Origin of the sequence: Motilibacter aurantiacus (genome assembly GCF_011250645.1) — a bacterium.
Classification (GTDB): domain Bacteria; phylum Actinomycetota; class Actinomycetes; order Motilibacterales; family Motilibacteraceae; genus Motilibacter_A; species Motilibacter_A aurantiacus.
In genome coordinates this window covers 478,957-493,148 of record NZ_JAANNO010000003.1, presented here as the reverse complement: position 1 = coordinate 493,148, position 14,192 = coordinate 478,957, and the positions used below count along the sequence as shown (strand labels likewise).

The 14,192-nt window shown below is 72.1% G+C and carries 10 protein-coding genes and 2 pseudogenes; 6 read left to right on the top strand and 6 right to left on the bottom strand.

Translation table 11 applies throughout. From position 1 onward, the window contains the following. Nucleotides 1–68 precede the first annotated feature (68 nt). Genes G9H72_RS08640 through G9H72_RS08630 form a run of 3 tightly spaced genes read right to left on the bottom strand, consistent with a single transcriptional unit; the run spans nt 69 to nt 2,788 of the window. Nucleotides 69–836, bottom strand: a complete 768-nt coding sequence (locus G9H72_RS08640; RefSeq protein WP_166169836.1) for an SDR family oxidoreductase — start codon at nt 834–836, stop codon at nt 69–71. After that, nucleotides 833–2,179, bottom strand: coding sequence for a CoA transferase (locus G9H72_RS08635; RefSeq protein ID WP_231126594.1), 1,347 nt, complete (start codon nt 2,177–2,179; stop codon nt 833–835). Before G9H72_RS08635 ends, G9H72_RS08640 begins: the two co-directional genes overlap by 4 nt. A 15-nt stretch (nt 2,180–2,194) precedes the next feature. After that, the gene (locus G9H72_RS08630) at nt 2,195–2,788 is read right to left on the bottom strand and encodes an RBBP9/YdeN family alpha/beta hydrolase (protein ID WP_166169834.1); all 594 of its coding nucleotides are present in this window, start codon (nt 2,786–2,788) and stop codon (nt 2,195–2,197) included. Nucleotides 2,789–3,298: 510 nt separating this feature from the next. On the opposite strand from G9H72_RS08630, the pseudogene G9H72_RS08625 reads away from it, so the two are divergent. From G9H72_RS08625 to G9H72_RS08615, 3 genes and pseudogenes are all read left to right on the top strand, one after another. After that, a pseudogene (locus tag G9H72_RS08625) lies at nt 3,299–3,777 on the top strand (glycoside hydrolase family 78 protein). Then, nucleotides 3,774–3,971, top strand: a pseudogene (locus tag G9H72_RS23380) (alpha-L-rhamnosidase-related protein); the annotation flags it as partial. The pseudogenes G9H72_RS08625 and G9H72_RS23380, both read left to right, overlap by 4 nt. A 40-nt stretch (nt 3,972–4,011) precedes the next feature. Next, nucleotides 4,012–4,782, top strand: coding sequence for an alpha-L-rhamnosidase C-terminal domain-containing protein (locus G9H72_RS08615; protein WP_166169830.1), 771 nt, complete (start codon nt 4,012–4,014; stop codon nt 4,780–4,782). 490 nt (nt 4,783–5,272) lie between these two features. Here the strand turns inward: G9H72_RS08615 and G9H72_RS08610 are convergent, their stop codons facing one another. The 3 genes from G9H72_RS08610 to G9H72_RS08600 all read right to left on the bottom strand — a co-directional run bounded on the left by G9H72_RS08610 (nt 5,273) and on the right by G9H72_RS08600 (nt 10,035). After that, entirely contained in the window at nt 5,273–6,568 is a 1,296-nt protein-coding gene (locus G9H72_RS08610; RefSeq protein WP_166169828.1) for a hypothetical protein, read from the bottom strand. A gap of 938 nt (nt 6,569–7,506) precedes the next feature. Next, the gene (locus G9H72_RS08605) at nt 7,507–8,088 is read right to left on the bottom strand and encodes a hypothetical protein (RefSeq protein WP_166169826.1); all 582 of its coding nucleotides are present in this window, start codon (nt 8,086–8,088) and stop codon (nt 7,507–7,509) included. A 549-nt stretch (nt 8,089–8,637) separates the two neighbouring features. Further along, nucleotides 8,638–10,035, bottom strand: a complete 1,398-nt coding sequence (locus tag G9H72_RS08600) for a hypothetical protein (protein ID WP_166169824.1) — start codon at nt 10,033–10,035, stop codon at nt 8,638–8,640. A 1,065-nt stretch (nt 10,036–11,100) separates the two neighbouring features. Here G9H72_RS08600 and G9H72_RS08595 point away from each other — a divergent pair. The 3 genes from G9H72_RS08595 to G9H72_RS22890 are packed head-to-tail and all read left to right on the top strand — an operon-like array spanning nt 11,101 to nt 14,130. Next, nucleotides 11,101–12,333: a CpaF family protein gene (locus G9H72_RS08595; RefSeq protein ID WP_166169822.1), complete on the top strand. Its 1,233-nt coding sequence runs from the start codon at nt 11,101–11,103 to the stop codon at nt 12,331–12,333. 1 nt (nt 12,334) lies between these two features. After that, entirely contained in the window at nt 12,335–13,195 is an 861-nt protein-coding gene (locus G9H72_RS08590; RefSeq protein WP_166169820.1) for a type II secretion system F family protein, read from the top strand. Beyond that, nucleotides 13,192–14,130 carry a type II secretion system F family protein gene (locus G9H72_RS22890; RefSeq protein WP_166169818.1) on the top strand — a complete coding sequence of 313 codons (939 nt, stop codon included), beginning with the start codon at nt 13,192–13,194 and terminating at the stop codon, nt 14,128–14,130. The genes G9H72_RS08590 and G9H72_RS22890 overlap by 4 nt, the downstream gene beginning before the upstream one ends. Nucleotides 14,131–14,192 lie beyond the last annotated feature (62 nt).

Sequence of the window (14,192 nt, the reverse complement as noted above, 5' to 3'; positions counted from 1 at the left end):
TTGCGCGGGACACGATCCCCGCCGACAGGCCGGTCAACCGTCGAGGCGCTCAACCGCCCGGCCCGTGGTCAGCGGCCGCCGGAGACGTCCAGCGTGGCACCGGTGACGTAGGAGGCGTCGTCCGAGAGCAGCCAGGCGATCGCGGCAGCGACCTCGTCCGGCTCGCCCCCCCGGGCCAGCGGCACGCTCGGCGCCAGCCGGGCGACCCGGCCCGGCTCGCCGCCCGACGCGTGGATGTCCGTGGCGATCAGGCCGGGGCGTACGCCGTTGACCCGGATCCCGTCCGCGGCCGCCTCCTTCGCCAGGCCGACGGTGAGCGCGTCGACCCCGGCCTTGGCGGCCGCGTAGTCGACGTACTCGTCCGGCGCGCCGAGGACGGCCGCGCGGGAGGAGACGTTGACGACGGCGCCCCCGTCCCCGCCGGACCGACGGGACATGAGTCGCACGGCCTCACGGGCGCAGAGGATCGCGCCCAGGGTGTTGACCTCCAGGGTGCGCCGGATGCGGGCGGCATCGAGGTGCTCCACCCGCGACTGGGGGCCGAGGACGCCGGCGTTGTTGACCAGGCCGCGCACGCGCCCGAGGCCCGCCGCCGCCGCGAACGTCCGCTGCACGTCCGCCTCGCGCGCCACGTCGGCCTGCAGGACGAGCGCTCTCGCCCCGAGGCTCCGGCAGGCCGCCGCGACGGCCTTGGCGGGCTCGGGCCGGCTGACCCAGGTGAGGCAGACGTCCCAGCCGTCGGCGGCCAGGCGCAGGCAGGTCGCGGCGCCGATGCCCCGGCCGCCGCCCGTGACGACGCAGACGGGGCGACCCGGCCCCTCCTCCGGCTCGGTCATGCCGGCTCTCCCTCCTGTGCCGCGGGCTCCCACTGCGGCCGGTCGTGCCCCGCCGGCACCGGGCCGCGTACCCAGGCCGGTGCGCCCGGAGGCGCCACGACCGTCACCCTCCCCAGCGGGGAGGGCAGGGTCACGAGGTACGGCGTGACGTCCCCTGCGGGCTCCGCCGCCGTCGTCGCCCGGACGCCGGAGGCCGTCAGCCAGTGTGCCGTCTGTGCGAGCGACAGCTCGCCGTGCCACGTGCCGCCCTCGTCGCGCCGCCTCGCCAGGGCGGTCAGGGCCACGGCCGCCGCGAGGTGGCCGGTCCCGTGGTCGAGCGCCTGCGCCGGCAGCACCCCCGGGCGCTCGTCGTCCCCGTACGCCGTCGCGATGCCGGTCGCCGCTTGCACCAGCGAGTCGAAGCCGCGCCGGTGCCGCCACGGCCCCGTCGTGCCCCAGGCGCTCAGCCGCACGACCACGAGGTGCGGGTGGCGGGCCGCGAGCGCGGCGGCGCCCAGCCCGTGGGCGTCGAGCGCCCCGGGCCGGTAGCCGAGGGCCAGCACGTCGGCCGCGCGGAGCAGCTCCTCGAGGATGCCCCGGTCGGAGGAGGCGGCCAGGTCGAGCAGCGTGTGGCGCTTGCCGGGGCCGGTGTCGAGCAGTGCCCCCGGCAGCTCGGGCAGGTGCGGGCTGTCGACCCGGAGCACGTCGGCGCCGTGCGCCGCGAGCGTCCGGGTGGCCACCGGCCCGGCGATGACCCGGGTGAGGTCGAGGACACGCGGCCCGGACGGCGGGACGGCCCGTGCCGGAGCGTCCGCGACCCTCGTCAGGGACAGCAGCGGGAGCCGCGCGACCGTCGCGCCCTGCGGGTGCCGCGCCCACTCGTCGGGCGACCGGACGGCGGCCGCGGCACCGCCCGCCGCGACGACCGCTGCCTCGAGCTGCTCGGCGGGCATGGCCGCGGCCACCGCGTCGGGAGAGCCCTCGCCGAGCACCAGCCGCGCCGCGCGCTCGTGGTGCGGGTAGTTGGCGTGCAGGCGGAGCCACCCGTCCGCGGTACGCCAGAAGCGCGACCAGGGCGCGAAGCCCGCGCCTGCGGGCACCCCGTCCAGCCGGACGTGGCGCTCGCTGCGGAACGCGAAGCCGACGTGACGCGCGTCCAGCTCGACCGGCCCGCGCCCGCCGTTCAGCCGCCGGGCCGCCAGCAGCTGGGCGAGCACGGCACCGCAGGCGAGCTCGTCCACGGGCAGTGGGCCGCCCAGCCCGGGCATAGCGGAGACCCCGGTGGTGTCCGGGGGCAGCGGCGGCTCGCCGAGGGCCGCGCGGGCGGCGTCGAGCATCGCGTGGCCCGTCGGGCCCCCTCCCATGGCCGGCACCGCTGCTCAGCCGCGGCCGGTGATGCGGACGGCCGGGTCGAGGCACCACTGCAGGACGCCCGGCCACTCGCCGTAGCCCGCGTCCAGGTCGAGGTGGCCCGCGCCGGTCAGAAGGTCCGCGTCGAGGCCGAAGCGCTCGACGTAGACCCGTTGCGCACCGCCCGGGAAGTAGGGGTCGTCGTCGCTCGCGACGAGGCGGGCCCGTCGCCGAACGTCCTCGGGGAGCGGCTCCTCCTCCACGCCGGCGGGCGCGAAGGCGGCGACCGCGGCGTGCGTCCGCAGCACCTCGGCCGCGGGAGGCGCGACGAGCAGCACGCGGTCCGCCTGCAGCTCGCCGAGCGTCGACGCCTCCCGCCACCAGAGCACGACGGCGAGGCTGTGACAGACCAGCACCCGTTCCCGCCCGGCGAGGGCCGCGAGGCCCCGGCGCAGCTCGCGCGCCCAGTCGGCCGGGACGGGCTCGTCCGGCTCGGGCAGCTGCGGATAGGCGACCTGGTGGCCCGCGGCCCTCAGCCGGTCGGCCAGCCAGTGCTGCCAGTGCCCGGGCGGCCGGCGGTTCTGCCAGCCGTGCACGAGCAGGAAGCTCTTGTCTCCCGTCATGGGCCCTCCGTCGGACGCGTCGCGCCGGCACCCGGGCGGGTGCGGGCTCCGTCGCCCTTCGGCGGGGCAAGGATGCGATGCCGGGCGGGCGGGGCGCCAGCCGATTCCGCGCGCACCGCGGCCGGGCGCCGCGCGGGCTTCGCCCGTGCCGGGCTCGCATGGCCTCCTGATCGAGTGTCCGCATCCGGCCAAGTGTCTGACGCGGTGCCGGAAGCGCGGGCTGCTGTGCTGGTCGGCGGCGTCCTATGACGTCACAAACGCGAACGGTCGGCATCCGGTCCCGTCGGTTGCCGACGGACGATCTCCTGCAGCCACGCGCCCGATCGCCGCCATTCCTGACGAGGAGGCTTCCCCGGATCGTCGCGATGAGAGCCGTCCTTGCTCGCTCCGGCTCCCGGTCGATGGAGTGCGGGCCCCGACGGGTCGCGCGGTCGTACACGTCGTGCGCGCCCGACACGTGGCGCAGGTAGCGGAAGGCGGATCGAAGTGAAGGAAGCAGCGAGCCTGGCAATGGCGCTGGGCTCGGCTCTGTCGGTGGGGTCGTCGGGCGTCCTTGTGAGCCCCGCCGCGGCGACGCAGACGTCCGTCAAGCCGTGGCTGTCCGTCGTGGGCCTGGAGGTGAACCACCTGACCGAGCGGCCCCTGGGCATCGACGAGGCGGAGCCCGTCTTCTGCTGGGGCATGGAGTCGAACATCCTCGGCGCGAAGCAGGGGAGCTACCGCATCGAGGTCGCCACCGACCGGTCCTTCCGGCGCCTCGCCTGGGACAGCGGCACGTCGCCTCCGACGAGTCGACCGACGTCAGGTACGGCAGCACCGGGACGGCACAGCCGCTGCGGCCGGAGACCGACTACTGGTGGCGCGTGACTGTCGTCGACAACCAGGGAGCGGCGCGGACGTCCGAGGCCGCCGCGTTCTCCACCGGCCTGATGGACCCGACGATCGGCGTGGCGCTGGCGCAGCGACTCGGCGGACCGGCTTCACGCTGAACGCGACGCCGGGCGGCCAGGCGAGCAACAAGCCCTACACGATCACGACCGGCTTCAACGGCACGCCGAACATCCTCCCGGCGCTGACGAAGAACGGCGAGATCGAGACGGCGTACAAGCTGTTCAGCAGCGACGACTACACCAGCTGGCTGTACCCGGTCACCCTGGGCGCGACCACGATGTGGGAGCTCTGGAACTCCTACGAGCGCGGCTTCGCCCAGGGCGGCAAGCCAGATGAACTCGCAGAACCACTTCGCCCTCGGCGCCTCCCAGTCCTGGATGTACGAGTACCAGCTCGGCATCACCTCCGACGGCAGGAAGGGCTACAAGGACTTCGTCGTGCAGCCCGTCGCCGGCGGCAACTCCACCTCTGTCGAGGGCAGCTTCACCTCCAGCTACGGCCTCATCGAGTCCGGGTGGCAGGCGGAGAACGGCACGATCAGCTCGTACGAGGCCACGGTGCCGGCGAACACGACCGCGACGCTCTACCTGCCGGTGGAGAAGACGGTCAGCGAGCTCGACCACGTCCCCGGCGTCTCGTTCGAGGGCATGGCCACGCGCAACGGCCAGCTGACCGCGAAGTTCGAGCTGGGCGCCGGCGCCTACGATTTCGCGATCGACGTCGACGACGTCACGGCGACGGCGGACGGCGAGTTCGTCCGCTCGGTCGACGAGCAGGGCGGCCAGCTCGCGGGCCTCATCGCGGGCTACCGCGCCGAGGGGCAGATCAACGCACACGTCATCGCGGGCATGCTCGACCGGCTCGAGCGCGCTCTGGCCCGTGCCCGTGCGGGCAACCAGGTGGCCGCGATCGGCTACCTGCAGCACCTGATCGACCGGGCGAACAACCAGATCAAGGGCGATGCCGCCGACCTGGCGGCCCGCGACGTGATCGTCGCGGCCACACGAGACCTCATGGAGCGGCTNGCCGCCGCCGGCTTCCGTGTGCCCTCGGCCGCGGGCCGCGATCCGGCGGTCGCGCCTCCTACCCGGCGCAGCGGGTAGGAGGNNNGCAGGCCTGGCGCAGCGCGAGGCTCGGGCTCAGCGACCGGCTCGTCGGCGCCGGCGGCGGCGCTCCGCGAAGGGCCGCCGCCGGCTTCCGGGGACGTCGGCGACCGGCGCCACGACCGGCGGGCGCGCCTCCTACCCGGCGCAGCGGGTAGGAGGCGCGACCGGCGTGGAGGACGTTCGGGCCGCGGTCACCCGTGCGGCTGCGTCGACCGCACGTTCGAGGGAACGGCTCGTGGACAGGGGAACCACGCCGTCCGGTCAGATCGGGCTCGTCTCACCCGCCCAGCTCGAGGACGACCACTAGCGGCACAACCGCGCGCCGACTACCCGTCCACCCGTCAGCCCCGAGCCTCCACTGAGCTGAGGCGCGCCAGAGCCCATGGGTACGCACCCCTGACCTCCCTGCGGCAGCCTGGCCTCCTGCTCAGGGGCAGGCCGTGCTCCTGCCCTCTTCCGCATTCGTCGCGGGCCTGCACCAGCGCCACTAGCTCAGGAGGTAGGCGAGGTCGTTGCTGTACCCGTACTCGCCCGCGGGCTGCGTGAACTCCTCACCGGCAGGACTGACGTACAGGATGCCCGGAGCACCGCGGTGCACCGAAGAGCCGGCAGCGGCGGACCAACTGCCGAGCTGCTGCGACCACCACTTCGGCAGTGGCACGCTGTCTCGTCCTTCCCAGTCCGTCCTGACTGTCGCGTCGCTGCTGTCGCGCAGGACCGGCATTCCCTGTTCCATGCCGACGAGTGTGAGTCCGCTTCTCAGCAGCCGCGTCTCGCCGGTCCCGAGGTCCGTGCGCCAGAGGCTCGGGTAGCTGCGCCCCGCCGGACAGGCCTCGGATGACTCCGACCAGCACACCGTCCCCGTCAGCAGCGTCTGACCGTCTGCGCTGATCGCCCAGGACCGGTGGAGCTCGTTGTCGGGAATGAAGGTCGGCCGGAGCGGGAACCTGCGTGCCTCGTCCAGGCGATCCGCCAAGACTCCTCCACGAGCGATGAGATCGCGGTGCCCGTCCGTGAGATCGACGCGGTAGATCCGCTGCGACCACGAATCTCGACCGACAACGGCCACAGCGAATGTGCCCGCCGGCGGAGCCCCGCTGCTGACACCGCCTCGGTCGTCGGAGCTCTGGATGACGAGCTGGCTCGGCGGAGAGTTGTCTGCCTCGGACAAGGCCTCCGCAGTAGCATCCTGCGACTCGCCCGACGAAGGCACGACGAGCGTGCCCCCTCCCTCCCATGGCGCCGGTGTGTCCACAACGCAGACCGGACCCGCGATGGCCTGGTTGCCCACCTCGACCACGTGGCCCGTCATGTAGCGGAACGAGTGGGCACCGACCCACTCCCCGCCCTTGTCGCCGGTGCCGTAGAACGAGAGGCCGCTCGCCTTGCCGATGCACGCCCCTTCGTCCCCACCCACGCTCGTGATACGTCCACTGGCGAGATCGACGACATGAGTCGTGATGGTGGCGCTGCAGAAGGTGGACTTGGCGTCGAGGAATCGGCTCGCGGTGCGGGCCTCGCTCCACATCAGCGCGGTGCTGTCAGGGGAGAAGACCGGGGCATCCACACAGCGGCCAGCAGGAACAGGGAAGCTCCTCGACGGGGTCGCTCCGCCGGTGACGACAGTGCGGCCACCGCGCACGTCGGTGACGACGGCGGCGAAGCTGGCGCCGCTCGCGTCCACCGACGCGTTCCATGTGGTCCCCTCCGGGGCGCGGAAGAGGACCTTCGAGCCCGAGCCGTTGAACGCGAACGCACGGATGTCGGTGCTGCTCGTCCGCACCGCGAACGGTGCCGTGGCGGCAGGGTTGGGAGGCGGAGCCTGGGCGGCCGGAGGCGCGGAGGGGGGTGGCCCGCTCGCCTGGCCGACGGTCACGTTGAAGACTCGACTCGTTCCGGCGGCGGCTCGCGCGGTAGCTGGCACGCTGACCCGGTAGGTGTACGTGCCGGGGGTCAGTCCTCTCAGCTGCACCTTGCGGACCCCCGACGCGGTAGTCCTCCCGGCGGCCACCGTGCTCCAAGCCCTGCCCACGCGACGCTCGAGCTTGAGCATGCGCACGGACGCCGGGCGGACCCGCGCAACCACCGGTAGACGATCTGTCGTGCTGACGGAGCGGGGCGCGCTGACGGTCACCCGGGACGCCTGCAGCACCATGACGCGAAGCACCCGGCTGCTGACTCGTCGTCGAGGAGCGTGAGCGACGGTGACGACTCGGTACTGCTGGACACCGCCGGAAGCGGCTCGTAGACCGATCGCGAAGGAACCCTTGGCCCCGGTGTGCGATCGAGTGAGCGGTCGCCAACCGGCACGGACCTTGCGCTGCAGCTCGACCACGCGTCCGGCGCCAGCCCCACGTAGCACGCCCTTCACGACAAAGCGCTTGCCGGCCTCGGGCTGAGGCGGTGAGACCGTAGCTGCGAGGGACGGGGCCGTCGCGGCCAGTGCAGGCGCGGTGCCCCCAGCACTGACCGCGCTTCCGAGGAGAAGCGCTACGAGCAACAGGTGCCCTGGACGAGCGCGCTTGCCAATCATCTGTGCAACTCTCCAACTGTCGAAGCCGTTGTCACTCCGTCGACGCTCCAAGATGCAGTCGTGCCGCCGAGACGACGATCGGGTAATGCGGGTCCGTCATGCGGCACGCAGCGCGTGCACTGGTCGGCGTACCCAGGAGAGGTGCGGCGGCTGGCCCGGGCGTCGAGAACTACTCGGCGTCGCGCCCCTCAGCACCTGCCGGTGTGTCCGCAGACGAAGCGTTCCTTGCTGGGGATGAGGAAGGGTCGCTTGAGCACGAATGACGTGACGGTGTCGTAGTCCCAGCGACCGGAGTTGGTCTGCACCCCGGGCAATGTCTCGAGCAGACGACTGCTTCCGAAGCGGGTACGGATGACCGCCGCCTCAGTAGAGCTGCGGTAGGAGCGCTGGCTCAGACCGGTCCCCACCTGCTTCACCCGTCCATCGACCACCTGGAACAGTGCGTAGTGCAGTGCGGTGTCGTCGATGAGAGCGTCGGTGATGCGAACGAGCGCGCTCGGCTTGCCCCCGAGCGTTCCGTGCTGCACCTGTTGAAGCGCGACATCCGGCGCCTTGCCGTTCTTGAGCCGTATCTGTACCAGGTCACTGAGGGTGATGGTGTAGGTGGCGTTCTTCCAGTCGTACCGCTTGAGCGCCCCTGCAGCCGACGTCGCCGCTGCGCCCGATGCAGAGATGGCGGGGACGCTTGGGGCCGCAGCGGCCGGCGCCACTGCCGTGGCCGGCATGGCGAGTAGGCCGGCCAGCATCGCGGCGGTCGCCGGAATGCGCATGGACAAGACTCCTGGGTTCGTGAGGAGGACGTGACCGAGCCGGCGTTGGCGCGACAGCCCCGCGGGTAGGTCGCACAGCAGACCCTGCTGGGGGCAGGCACTCCGGTCGGTCGGGTGGGTGGACCCCGGACGCCGACGGGTGCCTGTAGCGAACGACACGCCTCGACGTCGGGAACGACAAGGAAGTATGGGCAGCACCTGATGTCATTTCGTAGCAGCGGACAAGGAGTTCACTCGACCGGCAGAGGGCCGTGCGGCCGCAGGTTCCGCCTCCGGTTGCGATAGGACGGCCGTCCGCCAGCCGTACGGGAACGCTCAGATATGAGCTGTCACTGCAGTGCCTGGCCGTCGCGTACTGCCGGGTCCTCATCAGGACTCCGGGCCTCGAGTGAACCCGGCAGGGGACAAGCAATGGCAACGAATCCGGTGGCCGCGATCGCGAATCCGAGCGGCGGGACGAAGTCTGCGCGGCGATTGGCCGCGTGCTACGGACGTCCCCGCTCCGAGCCTGGGAAACGGCCGAAGCGGGGACGCCTGGGTTTGTGGGGCCTACCCCCCCGACGAGCTGTCCCAGTCGGACTCCTCGTCGGGTACGTTGTTCGGGTCGATGGTCCACGTCAGCCGCTCGGCCGTCGTCACCTTGTACCCCGGTCCCCACTCCGGGTAGTACCCATCGGTCTCCAGCTGGCTCGTGTCGATGGACATCGACACGGTCACGCGCACGCGTGTCGCACCCTCCGGGACAAGGAACGTGAAGGTGTAGTCGCGCGGATCGAAGCTCGTGGCGCTGTACGACTCTCCGTTGATGGTTGCGGTGGCGTCCTTGGCGGTGAGCGGAAGCGCTGCTTCCGGCGTCTCGGGCGTCAGCGCGAGCACGAAGTAGGCCTTGCCCTGCGGCGCCCAACCGTTCTTTGCAGTCCAGGGCGTCAGAGACCAGTTCCCGTCTCTCGCGTAGTCAGCGGTGTAGCCGAAGCCCCAGGAGACGGTGTCTCCGTCGGGACGGGTGATGACAGGCTCGGTGAAGTCTGCGGTCGAGACGCTCGACACCTGGGTTCCCAGACGCTCGCTCTGTCCCTCGTCGAGCACCTTGCCCGTGAGAAGCGAAACGGCCTGGGTCGTCTCGCCGACCTTTACCGTGATCGCGACGTCCTTCACCTCCGTTGGGACCGCGAGCGCGAGCTGGGTACCGGTGGCGGCGATGAGGCTCTCGAGCGCCTGCTCCGTGGCGGCACCGGCTGGCTTGCCGTCGTACGTCAAGCCGTACGTCGGCGACACCTCCTGCTCCTCCGGCTGCGTGATCGTGACGTCGGAGACGATGAACTTGCTGGCGTCACCTGCTCGTGTGGGCTTGTCGGCGAGCAGGAGATACGGAGGCGTGGTCACCGACGCGACGTGCACAACAGCCGCAGGTGTGTTGAGCGTGCCGTCCAGCGTCTTGGCCGCCGAGTCGTAGGAGTCGTCGAATGCGAACCCGTCGGCGCTGGCGTAGCCGGGCTCGGCGGCCGGCAGCGACGCGAGCCATTCGGCGTGGTCGTCCTTGACGGCATTCGCCCGGCCCTCGAGCCACTCGGTGAGCTTCTCCGTGGTGTCGGAGTCGAACAGCCCGGCGGGCACGTCCTCGCCGCCGACGGCGAGCGATGCGTAGTAGGTGCTGCCGCGGGCGTAGACGGTCGCTCCGTCCGGCTTCGCCTCAGAGACGCCGAGCGATACGCTCAGTCCGCTCGAGGACTCGTAGCGGCACTGACCTTCATCGGTTTCATGGGCGTACACGGTCATTCCCAGGCGCTCGCTGAGCGACTCCTCGTCGCCGAAGAAGTCCGTGCACAGCGAGGACAACTGCGCCGGCTCGGCGCGAGTGAGCTCGTTGAAGCCGACGTCCGAGCCGCTGCCCCCACCCATGCCACATCCACTCATCGTCAGTGCGGAAGCAGCCGAGATGCCGCTCATGACGAGCCACTGACGCGTCCCTCGTGCGGTCCTCAACATCGATCCTCCTGTCCCACCGACCGCAGTCCGCGGTCTGGCCGTGCGTTCGACGAGCGGATCGGCTGACTCAGCAGGAGCGTGAGGAAGACAAACAGGTTGCTCGATCGAATCGCTCGATCGGCGGACGCAGGTCGGGTCGTGCGCTGCCAGCCCAGGCGTACAAGCGCAGCAATCACCCTGATAATGACCTGCTCCGCCAGGTGCGTCAGCAACGCCTGCGGCCGCGCTTTGTCCGGCTCGGTCGGCGTGACGAGCGCGTCAGTGCAGAAGCTGCCCCCCGTTCTGGTTGACGGTGTTGACGGGCCGCGGCCCTGGGTGAACCAGTCACTGGCCCAGCGCGGTGCTCGGCGCACCTCCCACGAGCCCTCGAGCGCTCCGCAAGGGAGCTTTGCGCGCTAGCGCGTGTCGATTCCTCGGCCCGGCCGGTATCAACAAGCCCGTCAGGGCCGGCCGGGCTTGCCGGCCGGTCATCTGATGCTGTTCGTGTCGTGTCGGAGTGGGGTACTCCGCCTTCCTCCGAGGTCCGAGCCGCCGACCGGTTGCACGCAAAGCTGCGCAATCTCGGCCGCCAGCTCGTCGTCAATGAGGTGAGCCTCATCCCGTTTGTGCTTCAGTCCCGCGAACCTGCTCGCGCTCATGTCGGCCCGAGACAGGTAGCCCGTCCGTCGCGTAATGCGCCTCCACCGCGACCTCGACGGTCTCCGACCTCAGGCTCGGGCAACGCGCCGTAGTCGGCCTCACGATCCAGCTCCCCCTTGCGTCCCCGCCGACGCATCTCCACCCCCCTTGACCAGGAGTGTGGCGACGTCCGCCGCCTTGCTCGCGGCCACGGGACGCGTCAGGAGCCGTCGTGGACGACCAGGGGCGAAGAGCCCGGCCGGTGCCGGGACCTCCGTTCCCGGGCGTTCCCTCGTCCGGTGCTTCGCGGCGCACGTTCGGGGGACGTGCTGTGGACAACGAAAGCGGCGGCCCCCGGTGCGTGTGCACCATCTCCCTTGTCAGTTCGTACGGCGGGGGGCTGGTGCAATGCGTGCTGTAGGTGTGGTCGAGGACGAGGTGCGTGAGCTCGTCCGGCGGCGGGGGATCGACCCGGTCGCGGACCCGGACGTGGTGCGCCGGCTCGTCGACGAGGTGATCGCGGAGTACGACGAGCGGTCGCTGGACGGGCGCCTTCCGGCGCTGGCGGACCCCGGGGCGGCGGCGCGTGACGTGTTCGACGCGGTCGCCGGGCTGGGGCCGTTGCAGCGCTACCTCGACGACCCGTCGGTCGAGGAGATCTGGATCAACGAGCCGTCGAAGGTGTTCGTCGCCCGGCAGGGGGTGTCGGAGCTGACGACGACGGTGCTCAGCGCGGACGACGTGCGAGACTTGGTCGAGCGGATGCTGAAGGCGTCGGGGCGGCGGGTCGACCTGTCGACCCCGTTCGTGGACGCGTCGCTGCCGGACGGCTCGCGGGTGCACGTGGCGATCCCGGACGTGACGCGCACGCACTGGTCCGTGAACATCCGCAAGTTCGTCGTGAAGGCCACGCACCTGGAGGACCTGGTCGCGCTCGGGTCCCTCACGACCCCGGCGGCCCGGTTCCTCGACGCCGCGGTCGCCGCGGGGCTCAACATCCTGGTCGCGGGCGGCACACAGGCGGGCAAGACGACGCTGCTGAACTGCCTGACCGCGGCGGTCCCGCCGCGCGAGCGGGTCATCACGTGCGAGGAGGTCTTCGAGCTGCGCGTGCCGCTGCCGGACGTGGTGGCGATGCAGTGCCGACAGGCGGGCCTCGAGGGCACCGGTGAGATCAAGCTCCGCCGACTGGTGAAGGAAGCATTGCGGATGCGGCCTTCGCGCATCGTCGTGGGCGAGGTGCGGCAGGAGGAGAGCCTCGACCTGCTGATCGCCCTCAACAGCGGCCTTCCGGGCATGTGCACCATCCACGCCAACAGCGCCCGCGAGGCCGTCACCAAGCTGTGCACGCTGCCCCTGCTGGCGGGCGAGAACGTCGGCCACTCGTTCGTCGTCCCGACCGTCGCCTCCTGTGTCGACCTCGTCGTGCACGCCGCGACCGAGGCGGACGGGAAGCGGCGGGTCCGCGAGATCGTCGCGGTGCCGGGCCGCGTGGAGGGCGACGTCGTGGAGACGGCCGACGTCTTCACCACCCGGGAGGGGCAGTTGGTGCGGGCGGACGGCTGGCCGCCGCACCAGGACCGGTTCGCGCGGGCGGGCTACAGCCTGCCGGCGCTGCTCTCGGCCGAGAGCGCGGCGTGACATGGGGGCCCTGCTCGGGCTGACCCTCGGGATCGGCCTCTTCCTCGTCTGGTCCGCGTTCGGCCCGCCCCGCCCGCCGCGTGTGCGGGCCAAGCCGGGGCTGCGCGACCGTACGGCCGAGATGCTCGCGCAGGCAGGCATCGACTCGGTCACGCCGGTCGCGCTCGTAGGCTCCTGCCTGGGCACCGGGCTCGTCGTCCTGCTCGCGATGCTCGTCGTCTCGCGCTCGCCCGTGGTGGCGCTGGCCTTCGCGGTGATGGCGGCGTACTCGCCCCTCGCCCTCGTGCGCTACCGGCAGCGCAGGCGCCAGTCGGACCTGCGCGAGGTATGGCCGGAGGTCGTGGACAACCTGGCGTCCGGCGTACGCGCCGGGCTGTCGCTGCCCGAGGCGCTCGCGCAGGTCGGGGTACGCGGCCCGGAGCAGGTGCGGGCGCACTTCGTCCGCTTCGGGGAGGACTACCGCGCCACGGGCCGGTTCGCCCAGAGCCTGGACCGGCTCAAGGCCTCCCTTGCGGACCCGGTGGGCGACCGCGTCGTGGAGTCGCTGCGGCTGGCCCGCGAGGTCGGCGGGTCCGACCTCGGCCGGCTGCTGCGTACCCTCTCCGGCTTCCTGCGCGAGGAGGCCCGCGCCCGTGCCGAGCTGCAGGCCCGCCAGTCCTGGACCGTCAACGGCGCGCGGCTCGCGGTCGCGTCCCCCTGGCTCGTGCTCGCGCTGCTCTCGCTCAACCCCGACGGCGTGGAGGCGTACAACAGCGCCGCGGGCGCTCTGCTGCTGGCCGGGGGTGGCGCCCTCTGCTTCGTGGCCTACCGGCTGATGCTGCACATCGCCCGGCTGCCCGAGGAAGAGCGGGTGCTCCGGTGACCGGCCACCTGCCCGGCGCGCTGCTCGGGCTCGTCGCGGGCTTCGGCCTCGTCACCGCGCTCTGGCGGCTGCCGGTGTTCCGGCGGCCCACGCTCGACGACCGGCTGGCGCCGTACCTGCGCGACACGCCCCGGCAGTCCCGGCTGCTCCGGACGGCGCGGTCGGTGACGCCCTTCCCGACCCTCGAGCGCATCGTCGGGCCGTTCGTCGCCGACGCGGCAGCCCTGCTCGGGCGGGTGCTCGGCGGCAGCGCGCCCGTCCGGCGCAAGCTCGAGCAGTCGGGCTCGGAGAAGTCGCTCGACCAGTTCCGCGTGGAGCAGGTCCTGTGGGCTGCCGTCTGCTTCGCCGGAGCGCTCCTCGTCAGCCTGCTCCTGCTCGCGAGCGGACGGTCCACACAGCCGGTTGTGCTCCTCGCGCTGTGCCTGATGGCCGCGATCGCCGGGGTGCTCCTGCGCGACTACCGGCTGGGCCAGGAGGTCGTGCGCCGTGAGCGCCGCATGCTGGCCGAGTTCCCCACCATCGCCGAGCTCCTCGCGCTCTCGGTGAGCGCGGGCGAGGGGGCGGTCGGCGCGCTCGAGCGGGTCACCTCCATCAGCCGTGGGGAGCTGACCAGGGAGCTGGAGCGGGCGTTGGCCGAGGCGCGCTCCGGGTCGAGCCTCGTCCTCGCGCTGCAGGGGATCGCCGCGCGCACCAGCCTCGCGCCGCTCGCGCGGTTCGTCGACGGCGTGGCGGTGGCCGTCGAGCGGGGCACCCCGCTCGCCGACGTGCTGCGCGCCCAGGCGGCTGACGTGCGCGAGCTCGGGAAGCGCGCGCTTCTCGAGGCCGGCGGGCGCAAGGAGGTCGGGATGATGGTCCCGGTCGTCTTCCTCGTCATGCCCATCACCGTCGCCTTCGCACTCTTCCCGGGGCTCGTCACCCTCGACGTCGCCGGCTGACCTCCACCACTTCCCAGACAAGGATCGACCGACATGCAGCTCGCCCTTCTTGCCACTTCCGC